Source organism: Nonomuraea sp. NPDC003709, assembly GCF_040610775.1.
GTDB classification, from domain to species: domain Bacteria; phylum Actinomycetota; class Actinomycetes; order Streptosporangiales; family Streptosporangiaceae; genus Nonomuraea; species Nonomuraea angiospora_A.
Genome location: NZ_JBEXMW010000009.1, coordinates 339,610 through 360,394 on the forward strand (window position 1 = coordinate 339,610; position 20,785 = coordinate 360,394).

Consider the following 20,785-nt stretch of genomic DNA (forward strand, 5'->3'; position numbering starts at 1 on the left):
GTGAGCCGCGCATCCGCCCGGGTAGGGGGTCGGGGACCGATCAGGCAGGAGGATCCCCATGGCCGACACCGTGGCAGAGGTCATGACGTCCCACCCGGCGGCGGTCGAGGCCGACCAGCCGGTGTCCGTCGCGGCCGCGCTGATGCGCGACCACGACACCGGTGCCGTGATCGTCAACGAGAACGGCCGGATCCAGGGCATCATCACCGACCGCGACATCGCCGTGCGCGTCGTCGCGGCCGAGAAGTCCTCCCAGACGCCGGTACGCGAGGCGTGCAGCCCGTACGTCGAGGCCATCGACCCCGACACCACCATCGACCAGGCGGTGCGGATCATGCGCTCGCACGCCGTCCGCCGCCTGCCGGTGCTGGAGGACGGCCGCGCGGTCGGCATCGTCAGCCTCGGCGACCTGGCCCTGGAGCGCGACCCGCATTCCGCGCTCGCCGACATTTCGGCCGCGGAGGGCAACCAGTAACGTTTGCCCCGTGTTCACAGTCGACGATGTACGGCAGTTCGCCCGCACGCTCCCCCGCTCGTCGGAGCACCTCATCCGGGACCGGGTCAAGTTCCGCGTAGGCAAGATCGTCTACGTGGCGTTCTCGCGCGACGAGACGCTGATGGGCTTCGGGTTCCCGAAGGAGGAGCGCGCCGCGCTGGTGGCGGCCGAGCCGGACAAGTTCCTCATGCCCGGAGAGTCCGACCTGCGCTTCAACTGGGTGGTGGCGCGCATGGACGCCCTCGACCCGGCCGAGATGCGGGAGCTGGTCCTCGAGGCGTGGCGGATGTGCGTGCCGAAGAAGGTGCGCCTGGAACAGCAGGCCCAGGCCCTGTGACGCGCCCGCGGCGGCTCATCGGGGCCGCAGGCCCGCGGCCATCGCCTTCACCTCGGCGGTCGTCATCGGCTTCCCGCCGACGCCCCAGTCGCCGCTCTTGACCTCCTCCACGATGACCAGGGTCAGCGGGCGCATGTTCTCGCCCTCGATGGCGACCATCACGTCGGTCAGCTTCTCCACCATCTCGGCCTTCTGAGCGGCGCTGAAAACGCCCTCGATGACCTTCACGTTGATGAGCGGCATGGCTTCCCCCCTCCAGCGGACCTGCCCCCGCGCCTAAGGGGCAAACCCGGCCAGCCGCCGTCGCAGCCAGTGCAGCGACGCCTTGCCCAGCGCGGTGGCCATGTCGATCAGGTGGCGATCGGCGCCCGGCCCGGCGCCGGCCGCCAGCCGCAGCAGGAAGCCGGCGTGCGTGGCGAGGAAGGCGTCGATCGCCTCCGGGGGAAGGTCGCGGGTCAGCGGATGTTCCTGGGCGAACGGCTGCGGGTCCACCCCGCTCAGTGAGGCGCTCGACAGCAGGGTGAGCACGTCGCAGTGCGCGGCCCCGACCCACGCGTGGGGCCAGTCGACGACGAGGACGCGGTCCGGGGTGAGCATGATGTTGAACGGATAGAGATCTCCGTGCAGGAGCGTCTCACCCGCCAGGGACGGTGCGGCCGCCTCCTCCAGCGCGACCAGTTCGTCCAGATGATCGCCGGCCCACCGCGACAGCATGGCGCCGCCCTCGTCCGCCAGCGCGCGCCACCCGCCGAGCCGTGGCCGGGCGAGCAGGGCCGGGTCGATCGGCGACGGTGTCAGCACCCGCGCCAGCCCGGTCGCGGCGGCGAGCACCCGGTCGAGCTCGTCGCGTACCCACGGCTGGGCCGGCAGCCGTCCCTCGACGTCCTCGAACACCAGGGCCACCCACGTGCCGTCGTCATGGGCGTGGAGCAGCCGCGGCGCGGGCACCCCGGCGGGCAGCCGCCGGGAGACCTCGATCTCCCGGCGGTGGAACCGGGCCACCCCCGGCGCCACGAGCGAGCTCGCCGCCTTGACGAACGCCCGCCCGCCGTCGGCGAGGCGCAGCCGGGCGGCCACGCCTTCGGAGAAGCCGCCCGGCTGGCCGGCCGCGCCGACCACCTTGCTTCCGAGCAGCTTCTCGATCGCCGTCCGCACCTCGGCGGGCACCTCGGCCCAGGTGATGCGCCGGCCGCCGGTGGCGTGCGGCAGGCCCGTCATCAGGAAAGGCCGCGATACAGGTCGCCCGTCAGCTTGGTGACGCGGGTGACCGAGGAGGCCCACGTGCCGCCCGCCGGGTGCGCCGTCAGCACCGCCATGACGTACCGCTCGTTCTTGCCCACCAGTCCCGTCGTGTGCAGCACCGGGCGGCCGTAGTCGGGCACGCCCGAGCCGGTGGCGCGCTGGGCGATCCACGAGATGGGCGCCCCGACCGCCCGGGCGCCGGAGCACCGCGTGGGCGGCGTGTCGCCGAACCCCGACCAGCCCTGCTTGACCGCCCACGGCCGGGGCACCGCGCCGGGGATGCCGAACGTCTGGTCGAAGCCGTCGGTCCCGCACGGCGTGGACTGCCGCAGGTGCCCCAGGATCGTGTCGCGGACCCTGGGCTCGGCCCTGTCGAGCAGGTAGCGGTACGTGCGCACGATGTCGTACGCGCTCAGCGAGGTGTAGCCCCAGAAGCCGGGCTTGGAGGCGGGCGGCGGCGCGGTGTCGGACAGGCCGAGCTTGCGCGCCATCCGCACGATGATCTGCCCCTTTCCGGCGCGGTCCCAGAACGCCGAGGCCGCGTCGTCGTCGCTGGAGCGCAGCATGATCTTCAACAGCCGCGCGTCGGCGGCCGGCACGCTCTTGCGCCGCTCCAGGTAGTCGATCGCGATGAGGATCTTGACGACCGAGGCCGAGCGGAACTTCCGGTGCGCGTTACGCGTGGCCACGAACTTGCCCGCCTGCCGGTCGAACACCAGCCACGACGCCGTGGTGCCCGCGGGCACCCGCGGGGCCGCCTGGGCGGGCGTGGCGAGCCCGACGACAAGGGGGACGGCCGCCATCGCGGCGGCCAGGGGCTTGCTTCGCATTCGCCTATACCTACCAAGCCTTGACCCGGCCAACAAAGCGGGTATAAACAAAGATGAAACCAACACGAAACGGCGGTGAACCAACATCATGTACGCCGAGGAGCGGCACCAGGAGATCCTGCGGAGGGCGCGCGCCGCGGGCCGCGTCGACGTGGTGACGCTGGCCGCCGAGCTCGACGTGACCACCGAGACGATCCGCCGCGACCTGACGTCGCTGGAGCGGGCGGGCGTGCTGCGCCGGGTGCACGGGGGCGCGATCCCCGTCGAGCGCCTGGGGTTCGAGCCCGCGCTGGCCGCCCGCGACGAGGTGATGACGGCCGAGAAGGAGCGCATCGCCAAGGCCGCGCTGGCCGAGCTGCCCGAGGACGGTTCCGTGATCATCGACGCGGGCACCACGACGGGCCGGCTGGTCAAGGTGCTGCCCGCCGACCGCGAGCTCACCGTCGTGGTGAACTCGCCGCCGCTGGCCACCGCCCTGGCCGCCCGCCCCAACCTGCACGTGATCATGCTGGGCGGCCGGGTGCGCGGCAAGACGCTCGCCACGGTCGACGACTGGGCGCTGCGCCCGCTGGCCGACCTCAACGTGGACGTGGCCTTCATGGCGGCCAACGGCTGCTCGCTCGCCAGGGGCCTGACCACGCCCGACCCGGCCGAGGCGGCGATCAAGCGGGCCATGGTCAAGGCCGCCCAGCGCAGCGTGCTGCTGGCCGACCACACGAAGTTCACGAACACGTACCTGGCCAGGTTCGCCGGCCTGGACGAGATCGACGTGCTCATCACCGACACCGGGCTGGACGTCGCCCTCGCCGCCGACCTGGCGGCGGCGGGCCCGGAGGTGATCCGGGCGTGATCCTCACCCTGACCCTGAACCCCAGCCTCGACCGCACCATCGAGATCGCCGCGCTCGACCGCGGCGCCGTCATCCGGGCCGCCGCCGCGCACCTCGACCCGGGCGGCAAGGGCGTCAACGTCTCACGCGCCCTGCTGGCCAACGCCGTGGCGAGCCGGGCGGTGGTGCCGTTCGGCGGCGACGAGGGCAGACAGCTCGTACGGCTCCTCGCGGCCGAGGGGCTCGACATGGTCACCGTCCCGGTGGCCGGCCCGACCAGGTCGAACGTCACCCTGGCCGAGCCCGACGGCACCATCACCAAGATCAACGAGCCCGGCACGGCGCTGTCGGCCGAGGAGCTGGACACGATCGCCGACGCCGTGCTCGACGCCGCCCACGAGGCCGACTGGGTGGTCGCCTCGGGCAGCCTGCCGCCCGAGGTCCCGGCCGACGTCTACGCCCGGCTGTGCCGCAGGTTCGCCGGGGCGGGCATCCACATGGCCGTCGACACCAGCGGCCCGGCGCTGGCCAGCGCGCTCGGCGCCGCGCCCGCGCTGGTCAAGCCCAACCTCGAGGAGCTGTCCGCCGCCACCGGCATGCTCATCCGCCGCCTGGGCGACGTGGTCGAGGCGGCCGGCAAGCTGCGGGCCGCGGGCGCGCGTGCCGTGCTGGCCAGCCTGGGCGCCGACGGCGCGGTGCTCGTCGAGGAGCAGGGCATCTGGTACGGCGAGGCCGCCGTCACCGAGCCGCGCAGCTCCGTCGGCGCCGGCGACGCGATGCTGGCCGGTTTCCTGGCCGGCGGCGGGCGTGGCCCCGACGCGCTGGCGCGGGCGCTGGCCTGGGGCGCCGCGGCGGTCCGCCTGCCCGGCAGCCGCATGCCCGGCCCCGCCGACATCGACCCCGTCGTCGTCGCCGTCCACCCGCCCGACCCGTCCCGCCCCCTCACCTCTCCCCTTGTCCCGCACAGCGGCTGATCAACTGCTCATCCCCCCGAAGGAGCAAGTCCATGGCCGACAGTTACACTCCCCCGGTCACCGGAACCGGTGTCAAGGCCACCATCCAGCGCATCGGCGGCCACCTGGCCGGCATGATCATGCCGAACATCGGCGCGTTCATCGCCTGGGGCCTGATCACCGCGCTGTTCATCCCGACCGGCTGGCTGCCCAACGAGACGCTCGCGAAGATGGTCGGCCCGATCATCTCGACCCTGCTGCCGATCCTCATCGCCTACACCGGTGGCCGGATGGTGCACGGGCAGCGCGGCGCGGTCGTGGGCGCGGTGGCGGTGATGGGCGTCGTGGTGGGCACGGACTCTCCGATGTTCCTCGGCGCCATGATCATCGGCCCGCTCACCGCCTTGATCCTGAAATATGTGGACAAGTTCACGGAGCAGCGGACCAAGGCCGGCTTCGAGATGCTCGTGGACAACTTCTCCGCCGGCATCGTGGGCGGCGCGATGGCCGTGGTCGGGATGTTCGGCATCGGCCCGATCGTCCAGACGGTCACCACGGCCGCGGGCAACGCGGTGAGCTGGCTCATCGGCCACAACCTGCTCCCCGTCGCCTCCGTGCTGATCGAGCCGGCCAAGGTCCTGTTCCTGAACAACGCCATCAACCACGGCGTGCTCGGCCCGCTCGGCGTCGCCCAGGCGGCGGAGACGGGCAAGTCGATCCTGTTCATGCTGGAGTCGAACCCGGGACCCGGCCTCGGGCTGCTGCTGGCGTACCTGCTGTTCGGCCCGCGCGAGCTGCGCCCGAGCACGCCCGCCGCCATGATCATCCACTTCTTCGGCGGCATCCACGAGATCTACTTCCCGTACGTGCTCATGAAGCCCCGCCTCATCCTCGCGGTCATCGCGGGCGGCGCGGCCGGCGTGTTCACGTTCATGGTCACCGGGGCGGGCCTGGTCGCCACGCCGTCCCCGGGCAGCATCTTCGCCTACATCGCGGTCACGCCGAAGGGCGGTTGGCTCGGCTCCAGCCTGGGGATCCTCGTGGCCACGGGCGTGTCGTTCGCCGTCGCCGCGATCCTGCTCGGCTTCGGCCGCGGCGAGAAGAAGGACGAGTCCACGGACTCGCAGGAAACCGTCACCGAACCCGCCACCAAGGAGGCGTGAGCCATGGCCGGCATCGACAGCAAGGACATCCACAAGATCATCGTGGCCTGCGACGCGGGCATGGGCAGCAGCGTGATGCTCGCCTCCACGCTGCGCAAGCAGCTCAAGGACACCGGCGTCAGCGTCGAGCACACGCCCGTCAACTCCATCCCCGACGATGCCGACGTGGTCCTGTGCCACGCCGGGCTGGCCGCCCGCGCCAGGGCCGCCGCCCCCGGGAAGGTCCTGGTCTCGTTCCAGATCTTCCTCGGTGACCCGGCGGTGACCCGGCTGGTCAACACCATCAAGAACGGCGGCACGGTCGATGCGTGACGGCCTGCTCGACCCGCGGGCCGTGCTGCTGAACGAGAGCGCCACCGACCGCGCCGCGGCCATCCGCCGGTGCGGGCGGGCGCTGGTCGAGGTGGGGGCGGTCGCGGAGCCGTACATCGAGGCGATGCTCGAACGGGAGCGGACGATCTCCACGTACGTCGGCGAGGGCGTGGCCATCCCCCACGGGACCAACGCCTCCAAGGAGGACGTCAAGCGCGACGCCATCTGCGTGGTGCGCTTCCCCGGCGGCATCGACTGGGACGGCGAGCAGGTCACGCTCTGCGTCGGCATCGCGGCCAAGGACGACGGGCACGTGCCGCTGCTGGCGGCGCTGGCCGAGATCCTGCTCGACCCCGACCGCGCCAGGACGCTGCGCGAGGCCACCGAAGTCTCACAAGTGATGAAGGAGCTCACAGCGTGAAAGTCGCCAGATTCCATGCTCCCGGCGACATCCGGATCGAGGACGCGCCGGAGCCCGTCGCCGGGCCCGGCGAGCTGAAGATCCGCGTACGGAACTGCTCGACGTGCGGCACGGACGCCAAGATCCTCAAGTTCGGGCACCACCACATCAGGCCGCCGCGCGTGATGGGCCACGAGATCGCCGGCGAGATCGTGGACACGGGCGAGCGGGTGCAGGTGATCGCCGCGATCCCGTGCGGCGCCTGCCCGGAGTGCCTGCGCGGCCGCCTGACCGTCTGCCCGAACCAGGAGTCGATGGGCTACCACTACGACGGCGGCTTCGCCGAGTACATGGTGATCCCGGCCAAGGTGCTGGCCGTGAACGGCGTCAACGCCATCCCGACGGGCGTCGGCTTCGCGGAGGCGTCGGTGGCCGAGCCCCTCGCCTGCGTGCTCAACGGGCAGTCGCTGGCGCGCGTGGGGGCGGGCGACGACGTGGTGGTGATGGGCGCGGGCCCGATCGGCTGCCTGCACGTACGCCTCGCGCGGGCCCGCGGCGCCGCCCGCGTCTTCCTCGTGGACGTCAACCCGCAGCGCCTGGCGATGGCCGCCGAGCTGGTGCGCCCGGACGCGGCGATCGACGCGGACCCGGTCGAGCAGGTGTTCAAGCTGACCGGCGGGCGCGGCGCCGACGTGGTGATCACGGCGGCGGCCTCGGGTGCGGCGCAGGAGCAGGCGGTACGGATGGCGGCCCGGCAGGGGCGCATCAGCTTCTTCGGCGGCCTGCCCAAGGACGACCCGCTCGTCACCCTGGACTCCAACCTCGTGCACTACCGCGAGCTGACCATCGTCGGCGCGAACGGCTCCAGCCCGGCCCACAACGCCGAGGCGCTGCGGCTCGTAGCCTCGGGGGACGTGGTGGTGTCCGACCTCATCACCCACCGGCTGCCGCTGCCCCGGGTGCTCGACGGGATCGACCTCGTCAGCAGGGGCGCGGCCATCAAGGTCACTATTGAGCCCTAGGAGGTTCGGGATGGCACAGCGAACGGTGATCGTGGCCTCTGCCAGCGGCCTGCACGCCCGGCCCGCCAAGCTGTTCGTGCAGGCGGCGGCGCGGCTGGGGGTGCCGGTGACGGTGCGGCTCGGGGAGAAGGCGGTCCCGGCGAAGAGCATGCTCGGCGTGCTGTCGCTGGGGGCCGTGCGCGGCACGGAGGTGACGCTGGAGGCGGACGGGCCGGGGGCGGAGGAGGCGCTGGACTCGCTGGCGGCGCTGCTCGCGCGCGACCTCGACGCGGAAGAGGCCCTCGATGCCTGACCGGCCCGCCTTCTCCGGTTCGGGCGGGCTGCTGACCGGCCTCGGGGTCAGCCAGGGGCGGGCGGCGGGGCCGACGATGCGGATGGCCGCCCCTCCGACGCTGCCCCCGCCGCGGCCGGTCGCCGACCCCGCCGCCGAGTCGGCCGCCGTCGCCGCCGCCCTGGAGGCGGTCGCCGCGGACCTCACCCGGCGCGCCGCCGGCGCCTCAGGCGAGGCGGCGGACATCCTCGAGGCGCTGGCCATGATCGCCGACGACCCGATGCTGCTGGAGGACGCCCAGGGACGGGCCCAGGAGGGCATGGACGCCGCCCACGCGCTGGACGCGGCCTTCGCGCAGCACCGGGACACGCTGGCCGCGCTCGGCGGCTACCTGGCCGAGCGGGCCGCCGACCTCGACGACCTCAAGCACCGGGCCGTGGCGTTCGCGCTCGGCCTCCCCATGCCGGGGCTCCCCTCCCCCGGCCACCCGTACGTGCTGGTGGCCGAGGACCTCTCCCCCGCCGACACCGCGGGCCTGGGCCCGGACGTGCTGGCGCTGGTGACCGAGCGGGGCGGGCCGACGAGCCACACCGCGATCCTGGCCCGCGGCCGGGGCCTGCCCGCCGTGGTGGCCTGCAAGGGGATCATGGACGTCCCGGACGGCACCATGGTCGGCGTGGACGGCCGCACCGGCGAGCTCGCCGTCGGCCTCACCGAGCAGCAGGCGGCCGAGGTCCAGGAGGCCGACCGCGCGGAGCGGGCCAGGCTGGCGGCCGGCCGGGGCCCGGGCCGGACGGCGGACGGCCACCCGGTGAAGCTGCTGCTCAACATCGGCTCGGCCGGGGACCTGCGGCCGGGCGCCGAGGGGGTCGGGCTGTTCAGGACGGAGTTCCTGTTCCTGGACCGTACGACGGCGCCGTCGTTCGAGGAGCAGGTGGCCGCGTACGCCGAGGTGTTCGCCCAGGCGGAGAGCGTGATCGTGCGGACGCTCGACGCGGGCACCGACAAACCCCTGCCCTTCCTCGGCCTGCCCGGCGAGCCGAACCCGGCCCTCGGCGTGCGCGGCCTGCGCGTCGACCGGCTGCTGCCGGACGTCCTGGACACCCAGCTCGACGCCATCGCCGAGGCCGCCCGCAAGACGGGCGCCGAGGCGTGGGTGATGGCGCCCATGGTCACCACGACGGCGGAGGCGACCGGGTTCGCGCGGCGCGCCCGCGCCAGGGGCATCGCCAGGGTGGGCGCGATGATCGAGGTCCCGGCGGCGGCGCTGCGGGCCGGGCGGCTGCTGCGGGAGATGGACTTCCTCAGCATCGGCACCAACGACCTGGCCCAGTACACCTTCGCCGCCGACCGCCAGCACTCCGCCCTCGCCGACCTGCTCGACCCGCGCCAGCCCGCGCTGCTGGAGCTGATCGCCATGTGCGCCACCGCGGGGCGGGAGGCGGGCAAGCCGGTCGGGGTGTGCGGGGAGGCGGCCGGAGACCCGCTGCTCGCGCCCCTGCTGGTGGGGCTCGGCGTGACCAGCCTGTCCATGGCCCCCGTGTGCGTCCCCGCCGTGCGCGAGGCCCTGGCGGACCTCACGCTGGCCGACTGCCGCGAACGCGCCGCGGCCGCCCTCGCCTGACCGCGCCCCGGCTCCCCCAGGGTCCCTCGGCGCGCGTTCGCATGATGCCGCGATGCGCGTGCGGCCGCCCGCCTCCTTTCGTCTCCCTCAAAGGACACCAGCCACGTGCGGCGGGCCGCGGGATCGCGGCGGTCAGGGGGTCGGCTGCGCGGCGGTGGCGCGGAAGGCGAGATGGTCGCCCTCGACGTCCGCCGTCACCCGGCCCCCCTCCTCGATCTCCCCGGTCAGCAGCATCGTGGCCAGCCGGTTGTCCACCTCCCGCTGCACCGTGCGGCGCAGCGGCCGGGCCCCGAACTCCGGCTGGTAGCCGCGCTCGGCCAGCCAGTCCTTGGCCGCGTCCGTGACCTCCAGCGTGACGCCCTGCCCGCGCAGCCGCTGCCGGGTGCGCTCCAGCATCAGGTCCACGATCTGGCGCAGCTGTTCCTTCTCCAGCCGCTTGAAGATGATCGTCTCGTCGATGCGGTTGAGCAGCTCCGGCCGGAGCGAGTGCCGCAGCAGGTCCATGAGCCGGTCCTCGAGCTCCTTGACGTCGCCCGGCGAGTCCAGGATGAGCTGGGCGCCGATGTTGCTGGTCATGATGACGATCGTGTTGGTGAAGTCCACCGTGCGGCCCTGGCCGTCGGTGAGGCGGCCGTCGTCGAGCATCTGCAGCAGGATGTTCATGACGTCCGGGTGGGCCTTCTCGATCTCGTCCAGCAGGATCACGCCGTGCGGGCGGCGACGGACGGCCTCGGTGAGCTGACCCGCCTCCTCGTACCCGACGTATCCGGGCGGCGCGCCGATGAGGCGGGAGACCGTGTGCCGCTCCTGGAACTCGCTCATGTCGATGCGCACCATGTGGTCCTCGCCGCCGAACAGCGCCGCGGCGAGCGCCCGGGCCAGCTCCGTCTTGCCGACCCCCGTCGGGCCGAGGAACAGGAAGCTGCCGATCGGGCGGTTCGGGTCCTTCAGGCCCGCCCGCGCCCGGCGTACTGCCTCGGCGATGGCGGTGACGGCCTCCTCCTGGCCGATCACGCGCTCGTGCAGGTGCTCCTCCAGGCGCATCAGGCGCTCGCGCTCCTGCTGGGTGAGCTGGGTGACCGGGATGCCGGTGCGGCGGGAGACGATCTCGGCGATGTCCTCGACCGTGACCAGGGGCACGCTGTCCGTGCCGTGCCGGGCGCGTTCGACCTCCGGTCTGATCTTGTCGATCTGCGTGGTGAGATCCTTGGCGCGGTCGAAGTCCTCGGCGGAGACGGCCTGGTCCTTGTCGCGGCGCAGCGCGTCGAGCCGTTCCTCCAGCTCCCGTACGTCGGCGCCGGGCGTGCGCGAGCGCAGCCGCACCCGGGCGGAGGCCTGGTCCATGAGGTCGATGGCCTTGTCGGGCAGGAACCGGTCGGAGATGTAGCGGTCGGACAGGGTCGCGGCCGCGTCGAGCGCCTCGTCGGTGATGCGGACCTGGTGGTGCGCCTCGTACGCGTCCCGCAGCCCGGCCAGGATCTCGACCGTCTCCTCCACGCTCGGCTCGGCGACCAGGATGGGCTGGAAGCGGCGTTCGAGCGCGGCGTCCTTCTCGATGTTCTTGCGGTACTCGTCGATCGTGGTGGCCGCGATGACGTGCAGCTCGCCGCGGGCCAGGGCGGGCTTGAGGATGTTGGCCGCGTCCATGGCGCCTTCGGCGGCGCCCGCGCCGACCAGGTTGTGGACCTCGTCGATGAAGACGATGATCTCGTCGGAGTGCGCGCGCACCTCGTCGATGACCTTCTTGATGCGCTCCTCGAACTCGCCGCGGTACTTCGTCCCGGCCACCATGCCGGTCAGGTCGAGGCCGACGACGCGCCGGTCCTTCAGCGTGTCGGGGACGCTGTTGTTCACGATGCGCTGGGCGATGCCCTCGACGATCGCGGTCTTGCCGACGCCCGGCTCGCCGATCAGGCACGGGTTGTTCTTGGTGCGGCGCGAGAGCACCTCGATGGCCTGCTCGATCTCCTCCTCACGGCCGACGACCGGGTCGAGTCTGCCCTGCCTGGCCTCCTCGGTCATGTCCCTGCCGTACTCGTCGAGCGTCGGCGTGTCGCTCTGGCGGCGCGGCTCGCCGTCGGTCCGGCGCGGGACGGCCGTCATGGCCTCCTGCAGCTCGTTCGCGGAGACGCCCTGGTCCTGCAGGATCTGGGCGGCGACGGAGTCGGTGCGCGCGGCGATCGCGAGCAGCAGGTGCTCGGGCCCGATGTACGACGACCGCAGCGCACGCGAGATCCGCTGGGCGTCGAGGATGGCCCTCTTGGCGGCCGGTGAGAGCGTGGCGGGCGGCTCGCCGGCCTCGCCCGGCCCGGCCACCTCGTCGATGCGGTCGCGCACCCGGCCCACGTCCACCCCGGCCGTCCGCAGCGTGTTGCGGATGGCGTCGTCCTCCGTCAGGGCGTCGAGGATGTCGAGCACGTCCAGGTCGGGGGCGCCGCGCTGACCGGCGGCGTCCATGGCCCGCGCCAGGACCTCCCTCGCCGAGGCGGACAGCAGCCGGCCGACGTCCACCCGCTGCACGCCGGGCCGGGTCGGCGGCCAGGATTCCATGCCGCCGAACACCCGGCCCGTGAGCTCTTCGAACCCTCTGAACGGGTCCCCACCGAAAAACGACATCGCATGTCCCCCCTCGATTCGGGGGACCCCTACCGCGTACGCCGAACGTCACACCCAGCGTCAGGCAAAGCCTCGGGCCAGGTCAGGGACGTCGGCGCAGGCCCGCGTCGCCCAGCTCCGGCGGCTGCCAGCCCCGGTCGGCGGGGTTGAGCGTGACGCCCGGCGGGACGATCTCGTCGATCCTGTCGAGCACGTCGTCCGTCAGCCGCACATCGGCGGCCGTGAGCTGGCCCTCCAGGTGTTCCATGGTGCGCGGCCCGATGATGGCCGACGTCACCGCCCGGTGCCTGATCGTGAACGCGATCGCCAGCTCGACCAGCGTGACGCCCGCCTCCTCGGCCAGCACGGCGAGCTGCTCGACGGCGTCCAGCTTGCGCTGGTTGACCTCCTTGGTCAGGTCGTACCGCTCGGGCAGCCGGGACGCCCTGCGCGTCTGCGGCTGCTCCTGCCCCTTGCGGTAGCGGCCGCTCAGCCAGCCGCCGGCCAGCGGGCTCCACACGATGACGCCCATGCCGTACTTCTCGGCCACGGGCAGCATGTCGGCCTCGATGCCGCGGGCGAGCAGCGAGTACGGCGGCTGCTCGCACACGAACCGCTCGAGCGAGCGCCGCTCCGCCGCCCACTGGGCCTCGACGATCTGGTGGGCGGGGAAGGTGGAGCTGCCGATGTAGCGGACCTTGCCCTGCCGTACGAGGTCGGTGAGCGCGCCGAGGGTCTCCTCGATGTCGGTGGCCGGGTCGGGCCGGTGGATCTGGTAGAGGTCGATCCAGTCGGTGCCGAGGCGGCGCAGGCTGTTCTCGACCTCCTGGATGATCCAGCGGCGGGAGTTGCCCCGCTGGTTGGGGCCCTCGCCCATGGCGCCGTGGACCTTGGTGGCCAGCACCACGTCGTCGCGTCTGCCCGACTTGGCGAGCGCCTGGCCGACGAACTCCTCCGACTGGCCCTGGGCGTAGACGTCGGCGGTGTCGATGAAGTTGATCCCCGAGTCGAGCGCGCGGTCGATGATCCTGGCGCACTCCGCGGGGTCGGATTCACCCCACCCGCCGAACATCATCGCTCCCAGGCAGAGCGGGCTTACCTTGAGTCCAGTACGTCCAAGTACGCGATATTCAGTCACAGAAGTCACTCTGTCCCAACGGCGGTCTTGATGGGAGTGTCCCCGGAGACGAGTTCCAGGGTCCTGCGGGCCGTACCGGGGGCTTCGAGCAGGGCCGCGATGACGGCGGCCACGTCGTCGCGCGGCACCGCCCCCGGCGGGACCTCGGGGGCCAGCCGCACCAGGCCCGTGCCGGGCTCGTCGGTCAGCCGTCCGGGCCGCAGGATCGTCCAGTCGAGGTCGCGGGCGCGCAGGTCCTCCTCGGCCTCGGTCTTGGCCGTGATGTACGCGGCCCAGACCTCGTCGCCACCCTGCGGCGCTCTGCCCGCGCCCATGGAGGAGACCTGGATGAACCGCCGCACACCCGCGCGCTCGGCGGCGTCGGCCAGCAGCACGGACGCGGCCCGGTCCACGGTGTCCTTGCGGGCCGCGCCGCTGCCGGGACCGGCTCCGGCCGCGAAGACCACCGCGTCGGCGCCCTCGGCGATCGCCGCCACCTCTTCGACGGTCGCCCGCTCCAGGTCGCACACCACGGCCTCGGCTCCGGTGGCCTCGATGTCGGCGACATGCGCGGGATTGCGCACGATGCCGACCGCGCCGGACTTGAGCCGCTCCTCCAGAAGCAGGGCGATCTTCCCGTGACCACCCGCGATGATGATCCGCATAATCCCTCATGGTGTCATGGACCCATGAGCGAGTTTCCGGAGGCCCCGACGCCGGCATTCCTGTTCGACCTGGACGGCACCCTGATAGACAGCGTTTACCAACACGTCATCGCATGGCGGCAGGCGTTGTCGAGCATGGGGATCGACCTGTCGGTGTGGCGGATCCACCGGCGCATCGGCATGAGCGGCGGGCTGTTCGTCAGCGCCCTGCTGCGCGAGACCGGGCTGAAGCTGACGCGGGAGCAGATCGAACAGTTGCAGACCACGCACATGGAGGCGTACGAGCAGCAGGTCCACTCCGTACGGCCGCTGCCCGGCGCGGCGGAGCTGCTGTCGGAGCTCTCCTCGCGCGGCGTGCCGTGGGCGATCGCCACCAGCGGGTACGCCCGCACGGCGCGGCTCGCGCTGGGCATGCTGGGCCTGCCGGACGACACCCCGATGATCACGCGCGACATGGTGCGCCGGGCGAAGCCGGACCCCGACCTGTTCCTGGCCGGTGCGGCACTGGTCCGGGTGGACCCCGCGCATGCCATGGTGGTGGGCGACAGCGTCTGGGACCTGCTCGCCGCCCGCCGGGCCGGCGCGCTGGGCATCGGGCTGCAGTCCGGTGGGTACGGCAGGGACGAGCTCGAACGCGCCGGCGCCTTCAGGGTCTACGCCGATCCGGCTGACATGCTGGACAGGCTCGACGAGCTGGGCGTCCGACAGTCCGACTGATGCTGGAATATCCCCTGGAACCACCGAGCTGGATCATGCGTATCCCCCACAAAGGAGCTTGAGATGGACTTGGCAGACATCGGCGTCACCGGCCTGGCCACCATGGGGCGCAACCTGGCCCGCAACCTGGCCAGGCACGGATACGCGGTTGCCGTGCACAACCGCACATATGGGCGCACGCAGCAGCTGGTCAAGGAGTTCGGCGGGGAGGGCACGTTCGTCCCGTCCGAGGACCTGGCCGCCTTCGTGGCCTCGCTGAAGCGGCCACGCCGGGCGATCATCATGGTGAAGGCGGGGGCGGGCACCGACGCGGTGATCGACCAGCTCGCCGACCTGATGGAGCCCGGCGACATGATCGTCGACGGCGGCAACGCGCACTTCGACGACACCCGCCGGCGCGAGGCGGCGCTGCGCGAGCGCGGCCTGCACTTCGTCGGCACCGGCATCTCGGGCGGCGAGGAAGGCGCGCTGAACGGGCCCAGCATCATGCCGGGCGGCTCCAAGGAGTCGTGGGAGGCGCTCGGCCCGATCCTGCAGGACATCTCGGCCAAGGTGGACGGGGTGCCGTGCTGCGTCCACGTCGGCCCCGACGGTGCCGGACATTTCGTGAAAATGGTCCACAACGGCATCGAGTATTCGGACATGCAGCTCATCGCCGAGTCGTACGACCTGCTGCGCCAGGCCCTGGGCGCGACTCCGGCGGAGCTGGCCTCGGTGTTCCGCGAGTGGAACCGGGGTGAGCTGGACTCGTACCTGATCGAGATCACCGCCGAGGTGCTCGACCAGGTTGACGCCGAGACGGGCCGGCCGTTCGTGGACGTCGTGGTGGACCAGGCCGAGCAGAAGGGCACCGGCCGGTGGACCGTGCAGAGCGCGCTCGACCTGGGCGTGCCGGTGACGGGCATCGCCGAGGCGACCTTCGCCCGCGCCCTGTCCGGCCACCCGGAGCAGCGCGCCGCCGCCGCGTCCCTGCAGGGTCCCGGCCTTTCCGGGGTCGGGGGGAGCGAGCTGGTGGAGGACGTCCGGCAGGCCCTGTACGCGTCCAAGATCGTCGCGTACGCGCAGGGCTTCGACCAGATGGCCGCCGCCTCCCGTGAGTACGGCTGGGACGTCGACCTGGGGGCCATGGCCACGATCTGGCGCGGCGGGTGCATCATCCGGGCCAAGTTCCTGGACCGGATCCGGGCCGCGTACGACGCCAACCCGGCCCTGCCGACGCTCCTGGCCGACCCGACCTTCGCGGCCGCGCTGGACGCGGGGCAGGAGGCCTGGCGGCGCGTGGTGACGACGGCGGTGCAGATCGGCGTGCCCACGCCCGGCTTCTCGTCGGCGCTGGCCTACTACGACGGCCTGCGGCGCGACCGGCTCCCGGCCGCGCTGATCCAGGGGCTGCGCGACTTCTTCGGCGCGCACACCTACCGCCGGGTGGACAAGGAGGGCTCCTTCCACACGGACTGGTCCGGCGACCGCACCGAACACCCGGCCTGACCCACACCCACCACCACCCACGCCGGACCGCCGCCCCGGAGCCCCGGCGGCCACGCCACCCGCCGGCCCAACGATCCGCCCTCCGGCCGCACCGCCACCGGCACGCGGCGACCGTGCCGGTGGGCGGCGGCCGTCTCGGGGGGCGCCTCGGGGGTGTGGCAGCCGTCTCAGGGAGCGTCTCGGGGGTCTGGCGGTCGTGTCAGGGGCGGTCGGTGCGGTTTCGGCCAGATGCGGTGGCGGTCGATGTGCGGGTGGCGGGTGGTGCAAGGATGTTCAAGACCCGGCCGCCCGGTCCCCGGGAGGCTGAGCGCATGACAGCGACACTTACCTCCATCGTCATCGACTGCGCCGACCCCGCCGCCCTGGCGTCCTTCTACGCCCAGGCCACCGGCTGGCGGATCACCCCGGGTGACCCCGACTTCGTCAGCCTCGAGGGCGGCCCGGTCTCGGTCGGATTCCAGCGGATCGACGGCTACCGCGGCCCGGCCTGGCCGGACAGCGGCAAGCACGTACACCTCGACCTCACGGTCCCCGACGTCGAGGCCGCCATGAAGGAACTGGCCGATCTCGGCGCCACCGTGCCCGACTTCCAGCCGGGCGGCGGCGACTGGACGGTGCTCCTCGACCCCGAAGGCCACCCCTTCTGCGTCATGGGCGGCTGACTCGTTGGGTGTCCCTCGCGCTCTCGTTCAGGGAGTGCGGGGGGCGAGCAGGCGGCGCAGGGCGGTCGGGGTGTGGCCGACGTGGTGGCGGATCGTACGGGTGAGGTGGGCCTGGTCGGCGAACCCGAGGTCGGCGGCCAGCCCGGCCAGGCTCGGCTCGCCGTCCTCCAGCCGGTCGAGCGCCCGGCCCACGCGCACGCGGTTGCGGAAGTGGGTCAGGGAGACGCCCAGCTCCCGGGTGAACGCCCGGCTGAGCTGGTACGGCGAGACGGCCAGGAGCTCGGCCAGCGACATCAGCCCACCGGCCGCCGGATGACCGGCGGCGATGGCCTCCCGGGCGGCGTCGGCGATCACCGCCCCGGACCTCGGCCCACCGCCGCCCCGGGAGGCGCTCCCCTTGGCTGCATACGCCTTCGCGACACCCCGCCCCCTGGTGTCGGCTTCTCCCACGCCACCGACCCCGGCGTCGTCCGTCCGAGAGGCGGCGGCGTCGGTAACCAGCCGAGGGCCGGGCATCACGCCGGCGGTGCCCGGCCGAGAAGCGAGGGCCGCGGCGGCGGTTGCCTCGGTGCCGCGCGACCCAGGAGCCGGCGCTTCGATGCTTTCCGGCCCAAGGGCGGGCGCCGTGGTCTTGGGGACGGACGCCTCGGTGGTGCTCGTTCCGGGGCGGGGCGCATCCATGGCGCCCGAGCCGGAAGAGGCCGGTGTTGGGCTTGGGGTCAGTTGGGCGAGGCTGGTGGCGACGAGGGAGAGCAGGGACTCGGCCAGCTCGAAAGCCGTGTCCCCGCCCCGCGCCGCCACCAGGAACCGCCGATGGGCGAGGTCGAGGCGGGCGTCCACGTACAGGGTCGGCCGGCCCGGCGGGCCCTCCCCCGCGAGCGTGTGCCACAGCTCCGGGGTCAGGGACACCGAGGTGCACACGTCGCCGCCCGCCGGGTGGGCGAAGTGCTCCTCCTCGCCGGGCACCCCGAGGTAGGCCATCGTCGGGTCGATCACGGCGGCCCGGCCGTCCGCCTTGCGCCGGAACAGGCCGCGGCGCACCAGCACCAGGCGGTGCGCGGAGCCCAGCTCCGCCGCCGACCACCCGCGATGGTCGTCGGCGCAGGTCACGGCATCGAGGTGGAACCCGTCCCCGGCAGCGAGACGCACAGCTGAACGCACCCGCGGAACATTACGCCGCGGGTACGACATTCTCCTGCGGCACTAGCGGCCGCCGATGCCGATCGTGTTGGCGACCGCCGTCACCACGCAGAACCCGAACGGCCCGCTCGCGTCATGCATGGTGACCTGCCCCGTGGCGACCCCGGCGGCGGACAGGTGGCCGGTGGCCTCGACCCCGATCAGCTCCGCGGACGGGAGCCGGGCGAGCGTCAGCGTGTAGTCGGCGTTGATGAAGCGCAGCCCCTCCACCCCGGAGTTGCTCAGCGGGCTGGCGAAGTCGGCGGCCAGCGCCGCGCGTACGAACGGCGTCAAAGGCTCCTCGTCCACCAGCGGATACGACTCCCGCATCCACACCCGCCCCGGCCCGGGCGCCCCCCACTCGGTCACCCGCCACAGGTCGAACGGCGGCTTCCACGTGGCCTGCCCGTCCACCGGCGGCTCGGAGGGCGCGGGCGTGTCCCACGGGGGCGTGACGAACGTCTGCTCCCCCTCCGGCTGCTCCCCCTGCCGCAGCAGGACCGCGCCGGCCCGCCCGATCACCCCCTGCTCGGTGATGATCACCGCGTCGGCCACGAGGATCCTGCGCCCGGCCCTGACCAGCGAGGTCTCCACCGTGACCGGCACCATCGGGCTGTTGCGGAACAGGTCGACCGTCAGGCGGGCGAAGTGCAGCCCCGGCTGGGCGTAGCGGCGCTCGATGGCGCGGGCGGCGAGCCCGCCGAGCAGGCGGCCGTGGAGCATGTCGGGGGACCAGGGACCTCGGGCGTGCGGCGCGGGGACCAGCTCGCCCTTCTTCTGGGTGAAGAACGCTGACACAGAATCAGATTCTAGAGGAGAGCAGCCGTTCACCGAGAGCACGCAGGTGTTCCTTCAGCTCCAGGGGCTCCAGCACCTCGAAGTCCACGTCCAGGAAGGCCACCACCATGGCCATCATGCGCAGGTCGTCGCCGCGCAGGGTGAGCAGGCAGGTGTGCTCGTCCACCGGCTCGACGGCGCCCGCCGTCCGGCCCTCGATCCGCTCGGCGGGCGCGCGCAGCAGGAAGCGGCTCTCGTATGGCCACATCTCGTGCGCCAGGCGGTGCTGCACCCAGGCGGCCACGTCGGGGGCGGGCGGCTCGCGCGGCGTGAAGCGGGGGCCGTTCGGGGTCCGCAGACGCATCCGGTCGGCCCGGTACGTGCGCCAGTCGCCACGATCGGCGTCCCAGCCGACCAGGTACCAGCGGTTGCCCTGGGTGACGAGGCTGTGCGGCTCGGCCCTCCTGAGCGCGCTCTCGCCCCGGTGGCCGGTGTAGTCGAAGCGGAGCTGCTCGTGGTCGCGGCAGGCGGCGGCCACGCCGGTGAGCACGTCGGGGTCCACGGTGGGGCCCGCGCGGTCGATGCGTACGGTGTGCCGCTGCAGCGTGTTGACCCGCTGCCGCAGGCGGGCGGGCAGGACCTGTTCGAGCTTGGCCAGCGCGCGCAGGGAGGTCTCCTCGATGCCGGTCACGGTGCCGTTCGCGGCGGTGCGCAGGCCGACCGCGACCGCCACGGCCTCCTCGTCGTCGAGCAGCAGCGGCGGCAGCTGCGCGCCCGCGCCCAGCCGGTAGCCGCCGGAGACGCCGGGCGTCGAATGGACCGGGTAGCCGAGGCTGCGCAGCCGGTCGACGTCGCGGCGCATCGTCCGGGGGGCGACGCCGAGCCGCTCCGCCAGGTCGGCGCCGGGCCACTCGCGCCGGGCCTGCAGGAGGGCCAGCAGGCGCAGCAATCTCGCCGAGGTGTCCAACACGGACACCATTGTGGCCCGAATCTGACCGCAATGGTTCTTAGCGTTGCGGGCATGGACAAATTCGTCATCGACATATCCCAGGACCGGCTCGACGACCTGCGTGAGCGGCTGGAGCGCACCCGCCGGCCCGACGCCCTCGACGGGGTCGGCTGGTCGTACGGGGTGCCGCCCGAAGCGGTCGGCGAGCTGGCCGCGTACTGGCTCGACGGCTACTCCTGGCGCGCGCACGAGGCCAGGCTCAACGCGTTCCCGCAGTACACGACCGTGATCGACGGGCAGCGCGTGCACTTCGCGCACGTGCGCTCGCCCCGGCCCGACGCGCTGCCACTGCTGCTGACGCACGGCTGGCCCAGCACGTTCGCGGACTTCTCGCGCGTCGCCGGGCCGCTCAGCCGGGACTTCCACCTGGTCATCCCGTCCATCCCGGGGTTCGCGTTCTCGGGCCCCACGACGGAGCCGGGCTGGGGCGTGCGGCGGGTCGCCGCCGCCTGGGTGGAGCTGATGGCGCGGCTCGGCTACGAGCGCTACGGCACGCAGGGCGGCGACTTCGGCGCCCTGGTCTCCCCCGCCGTCGCGCGACTGGCCCCCGAACGGGTGGTCGGCGTGCACGTGAACGCCCTCACCGCGTTCGTCACGGACGACATGTCGGGCCTGACCGAGGCCGAGACGGAGCGGGCCCGGGGCGTCGAGCGGTGGCGGAAGGAGTTCTCCGGGTACGCCGCCATCCAGAGCACCAGGCCGCAGACGCTCGCCTACGCCCTGGCGGACTCGCCGGCCGGGCTGCTCGGCTGGACCCTCGACGCGTTCGCCTCCTGGGGGCGGGACGTGGGCGGAGTGCCCGCCGACGACGTCCTCACCGACGTCTCCATCCTCTGGCTCACCGGCACCGCCGGATCCTCCACCCGCATCTACCGGGAGAGCGGCGGCGACTGGGCGGTACCGGACGCGCCGGGCAAGACCCCGACGGGCGTGGCGGTCTTCCCCGGCGACAGCACGGTCCGGCGGTACGCCGAGCAGGTGCACAACGTGGTGCACTGGTCGGAGTTCGCGACGGGCGGCCACTACGCCGCCCTGGAGGCCCCCGACCTGCTGGCCGCCGACATCAGGACCTTCTTCGCAGGGCTGTGAACGCCCCC

The 20,785-nt window shown here is 72.9% G+C and carries 23 protein-coding genes; 14 read left to right on the plus strand and 9 right to left on the minus strand.

Features of this window, described 5'->3' with window-relative positions:
* Positions 1-58: 58 nt before the first annotated feature.
* Positions 59-475, plus strand: coding sequence for a CBS domain-containing protein (locus ABZX61_RS28205; protein ID WP_350734769.1), 417 nt, complete (start codon positions 59-61; stop codon positions 473-475).
* Between the two features lie 10 nt (positions 476-485).
* Entirely contained in the window at positions 486-833 is a 348-nt protein-coding gene (locus tag ABZX61_RS28210) for an MmcQ/YjbR family DNA-binding protein (protein WP_355199057.1), read from the plus strand.
* A gap of 15 nt (positions 834-848) precedes the next feature.
* On the opposite strand, the gene ABZX61_RS28215 is transcribed toward ABZX61_RS28210, so the two are convergent.
* From ABZX61_RS28215 to ABZX61_RS28225, 3 genes are read right to left on the minus strand one after another with little or no spacing between them, the layout of a single operon-like run.
* Positions 849-1,076 (minus strand): 4-oxalocrotonate tautomerase family protein, encoded by a 228-nt coding sequence (locus tag ABZX61_RS28215; RefSeq protein WP_355199059.1) that lies wholly within the window; start codon positions 1,074-1,076, stop codon positions 849-851.
* 33 nt (positions 1,077-1,109) lie between these two features.
* A complete protein-coding gene (locus ABZX61_RS28220; RefSeq protein ID WP_355199061.1) occupies positions 1,110-2,051 on the minus strand; it encodes a phosphotransferase in 942 nt (313 codons plus the stop codon).
* Positions 2,051-2,905 (minus strand): hypothetical protein, encoded by an 855-nt coding sequence (locus tag ABZX61_RS28225; protein WP_350734776.1) that lies wholly within the window; start codon positions 2,903-2,905, stop codon positions 2,051-2,053. Before ABZX61_RS28225 ends, ABZX61_RS28220 begins: the two co-directional genes overlap by 1 nt.
* An 88-nt stretch (positions 2,906-2,993) precedes the next feature.
* On the opposite strand from ABZX61_RS28225, the gene ABZX61_RS28230 reads away from it, so the two are divergent.
* The 8 genes from ABZX61_RS28230 to ptsP are packed head-to-tail and all read left to right on the plus strand — an operon-like array spanning position 2,994 to position 9,479.
* Entirely contained in the window at positions 2,994-3,755 is a 762-nt protein-coding gene (locus ABZX61_RS28230) for a DeoR/GlpR family DNA-binding transcription regulator (RefSeq protein ID WP_350734778.1), read from the plus strand.
* On the plus strand, positions 3,752-4,708 hold the full coding sequence (pfkB, locus tag ABZX61_RS28235) for a 1-phosphofructokinase (protein ID WP_350734780.1): 957 nt from the start codon (positions 3,752-3,754) through the stop codon (positions 4,706-4,708). The genes ABZX61_RS28230 and pfkB overlap by 4 nt, the downstream gene beginning before the upstream one ends.
* A gap of 32 nt (positions 4,709-4,740) precedes the next feature.
* Positions 4,741-5,850 carry a PTS mannitol transporter subunit IICB gene (locus ABZX61_RS28240; protein ID WP_355199064.1) on the plus strand — a complete coding sequence of 370 codons (1,110 nt, stop codon included), beginning with the start codon at positions 4,741-4,743 and terminating at the stop codon, positions 5,848-5,850.
* A 3-nt stretch (positions 5,851-5,853) separates the two neighbouring features.
* Complete coding sequence (locus tag ABZX61_RS28245) at positions 5,854-6,162, plus strand: PTS lactose transporter subunit IIB (protein ID WP_225963163.1); 309 nt, start codon at positions 5,854-5,856, stop codon at positions 6,160-6,162.
* Positions 6,155-6,583, plus strand: a complete 429-nt coding sequence (locus ABZX61_RS28250; RefSeq protein ID WP_355199066.1) for a PTS sugar transporter subunit IIA — start codon at positions 6,155-6,157, stop codon at positions 6,581-6,583. Before ABZX61_RS28245 ends, ABZX61_RS28250 begins: the two co-directional genes overlap by 8 nt.
* On the plus strand, positions 6,580-7,584 hold the full coding sequence (locus ABZX61_RS28255) for a zinc-dependent dehydrogenase (RefSeq protein WP_355199068.1): 1,005 nt from the start codon (positions 6,580-6,582) through the stop codon (positions 7,582-7,584). The genes ABZX61_RS28250 and ABZX61_RS28255 overlap by 4 nt, the downstream gene beginning before the upstream one ends.
* A gap of 10 nt (positions 7,585-7,594) precedes the next feature.
* Complete coding sequence (locus ABZX61_RS28260; protein ID WP_350734787.1) at positions 7,595-7,876, plus strand: HPr family phosphocarrier protein; 282 nt, start codon at positions 7,595-7,597, stop codon at positions 7,874-7,876.
* The gene (gene ptsP / locus ABZX61_RS28265) at positions 7,869-9,479 is read left to right on the plus strand and encodes a phosphoenolpyruvate--protein phosphotransferase (RefSeq protein WP_355199070.1); all 1,611 of its coding nucleotides are present in this window, start codon (positions 7,869-7,871) and stop codon (positions 9,477-9,479) included. Before ABZX61_RS28260 ends, ptsP begins: the two co-directional genes overlap by 8 nt.
* Before the next feature lie 132 nt (positions 9,480-9,611).
* On the opposite strand, the gene ABZX61_RS28270 is transcribed toward ptsP, so the two are convergent.
* The 3 genes from ABZX61_RS28270 to ABZX61_RS28280 all read right to left on the minus strand — a co-directional run bounded on the left by ABZX61_RS28270 (position 9,612) and on the right by ABZX61_RS28280 (position 13,856).
* Positions 9,612-12,095, minus strand: a complete 2,484-nt coding sequence (locus tag ABZX61_RS28270; RefSeq protein WP_355199072.1) for an ATP-dependent Clp protease ATP-binding subunit — start codon at positions 12,093-12,095, stop codon at positions 9,612-9,614.
* Between the two features lie 82 nt (positions 12,096-12,177).
* Complete coding sequence (locus ABZX61_RS28275; RefSeq protein WP_350734792.1) at positions 12,178-13,221, minus strand: aldo/keto reductase; 1,044 nt, start codon at positions 13,219-13,221, stop codon at positions 12,178-12,180.
* On the minus strand, positions 13,218-13,856 hold the full coding sequence (locus ABZX61_RS28280; RefSeq protein ID WP_355199075.1) for an SDR family oxidoreductase: 639 nt from the start codon (positions 13,854-13,856) through the stop codon (positions 13,218-13,220). The genes ABZX61_RS28275 and ABZX61_RS28280 overlap by 4 nt, the downstream gene beginning before the upstream one ends.
* 24 nt (positions 13,857-13,880) lie before the next feature.
* Between ABZX61_RS28280 and ABZX61_RS28285 the strand changes: the two genes are divergently transcribed.
* From ABZX61_RS28285 to ABZX61_RS28295, 3 genes are all read left to right on the plus strand, one after another.
* Positions 13,881-14,573, plus strand: coding sequence for an HAD family hydrolase (locus ABZX61_RS28285; RefSeq protein WP_350734796.1), 693 nt, complete (start codon positions 13,881-13,883; stop codon positions 14,571-14,573).
* 63 nt (positions 14,574-14,636) lie between these two features.
* Entirely contained in the window at positions 14,637-16,061 is a 1,425-nt protein-coding gene (gndA, locus tag ABZX61_RS28290) for an NADP-dependent phosphogluconate dehydrogenase (RefSeq protein WP_355199077.1), read from the plus strand.
* 311 nt (positions 16,062-16,372) lie between these two features.
* Positions 16,373-16,723 carry a VOC family protein gene (locus ABZX61_RS28295; protein ID WP_355199079.1) on the plus strand — a complete coding sequence of 117 codons (351 nt, stop codon included), beginning with the start codon at positions 16,373-16,375 and terminating at the stop codon, positions 16,721-16,723.
* Between the two features lie 27 nt (positions 16,724-16,750).
* Here ABZX61_RS28295 and ABZX61_RS28300 read toward each other — a convergent pair whose 3' ends face one another.
* Genes ABZX61_RS28300 through ABZX61_RS28310 form a run of 3 tightly spaced genes read right to left on the minus strand, consistent with a single transcriptional unit; the run spans position 16,751 to position 19,649 of the window.
* The gene (locus ABZX61_RS28300; RefSeq protein WP_355199081.1) at positions 16,751-17,884 is read right to left on the minus strand and encodes a helix-turn-helix domain-containing protein; all 1,134 of its coding nucleotides are present in this window, start codon (positions 17,882-17,884) and stop codon (positions 16,751-16,753) included.
* 42 nt (positions 17,885-17,926) lie between these two features.
* Complete coding sequence (locus ABZX61_RS28305; protein WP_355199083.1) at positions 17,927-18,700, minus strand: acyl-CoA thioesterase domain-containing protein; 774 nt, start codon at positions 18,698-18,700, stop codon at positions 17,927-17,929.
* Between the two features lie 4 nt (positions 18,701-18,704).
* A complete protein-coding gene (locus ABZX61_RS28310) occupies positions 18,705-19,649 on the minus strand; it encodes a YafY family protein (RefSeq protein ID WP_355199085.1) in 945 nt (314 codons plus the stop codon).
* Positions 19,650-19,700: 51 nt separating this feature from the next.
* On the opposite strand from ABZX61_RS28310, the gene ABZX61_RS28315 reads away from it, so the two are divergent.
* On the plus strand, positions 19,701-20,777 hold the full coding sequence (locus tag ABZX61_RS28315; protein ID WP_355199087.1) for an epoxide hydrolase family protein: 1,077 nt from the start codon (positions 19,701-19,703) through the stop codon (positions 20,775-20,777).
* Positions 20,778-20,785 lie beyond the last annotated feature (8 nt).

What these genes read in the sequence shown, in the direction of transcription:
- ABZX61_RS28285 (WP_350734796.1), top strand. Translation starts at nt 13,881, where the DNA reads ATGAGCGAGTTTCCGGAGGCCCCGACGCCGGCATTCCTGTTCGACCTG.
- ABZX61_RS28230 (WP_350734778.1), top strand. Translation starts at nt 2,994, where the DNA reads ATGTACGCCGAGGAGCGGCACCAGGAGATCCTGCGGAGGGCGCGCGCC.
- ABZX61_RS28270 (WP_355199072.1), bottom strand. Translation starts at nt 12,095, where the DNA reads ATGTCGTTTTTCGGTGGGGACCCGTTCAGAGGGTTCGAAGAGCTCACG.
- ABZX61_RS28315 (WP_355199087.1), top strand. Translation starts at nt 19,701, where the DNA reads ATGGACAAATTCGTCATCGACATATCCCAGGACCGGCTCGACGACCTG.
- ABZX61_RS28280 (WP_355199075.1), bottom strand. Translation starts at nt 13,856, where the DNA reads ATGCGGATCATCATCGCGGGTGGTCACGGGAAGATCGCCCTGCTTCTG.
- ABZX61_RS28245 (WP_225963163.1), top strand. Translation starts at nt 5,854, where the DNA reads ATGGCCGGCATCGACAGCAAGGACATCCACAAGATCATCGTGGCCTGC.
- ABZX61_RS28205 (WP_350734769.1), top strand. Translation starts at nt 59, where the DNA reads ATGGCCGACACCGTGGCAGAGGTCATGACGTCCCACCCGGCGGCGGTC.
- gndA (WP_355199077.1), top strand. Translation starts at nt 14,637, where the DNA reads ATGGACTTGGCAGACATCGGCGTCACCGGCCTGGCCACCATGGGGCGC.
- ABZX61_RS28260 (WP_350734787.1), top strand. Translation starts at nt 7,595, where the DNA reads ATGGCACAGCGAACGGTGATCGTGGCCTCTGCCAGCGGCCTGCACGCC.
- ABZX61_RS28215 (WP_355199059.1), bottom strand. Translation starts at nt 1,076, where the DNA reads ATGCCGCTCATCAACGTGAAGGTCATCGAGGGCGTTTTCAGCGCCGCT.
- ABZX61_RS28250 (WP_355199066.1), top strand. Translation starts at nt 6,155, where the DNA reads ATGCGTGACGGCCTGCTCGACCCGCGGGCCGTGCTGCTGAACGAGAGC.
- ABZX61_RS28295 (WP_355199079.1), top strand. Translation starts at nt 16,373, where the DNA reads ATGACAGCGACACTTACCTCCATCGTCATCGACTGCGCCGACCCCGCC.
- ABZX61_RS28225 (WP_350734776.1), bottom strand. Translation starts at nt 2,905, where the DNA reads ATGCGAAGCAAGCCCCTGGCCGCCGCGATGGCGGCCGTCCCCCTTGTC.
- ABZX61_RS28240 (WP_355199064.1), top strand. Translation starts at nt 4,741, where the DNA reads ATGGCCGACAGTTACACTCCCCCGGTCACCGGAACCGGTGTCAAGGCC.
- ABZX61_RS28220 (WP_355199061.1), bottom strand. Translation starts at nt 2,051, where the DNA reads ATGACGGGCCTGCCGCACGCCACCGGCGGCCGGCGCATCACCTGGGCC.
- ptsP (WP_355199070.1), top strand. Translation starts at nt 7,869, where the DNA reads ATGCCTGACCGGCCCGCCTTCTCCGGTTCGGGCGGGCTGCTGACCGGC.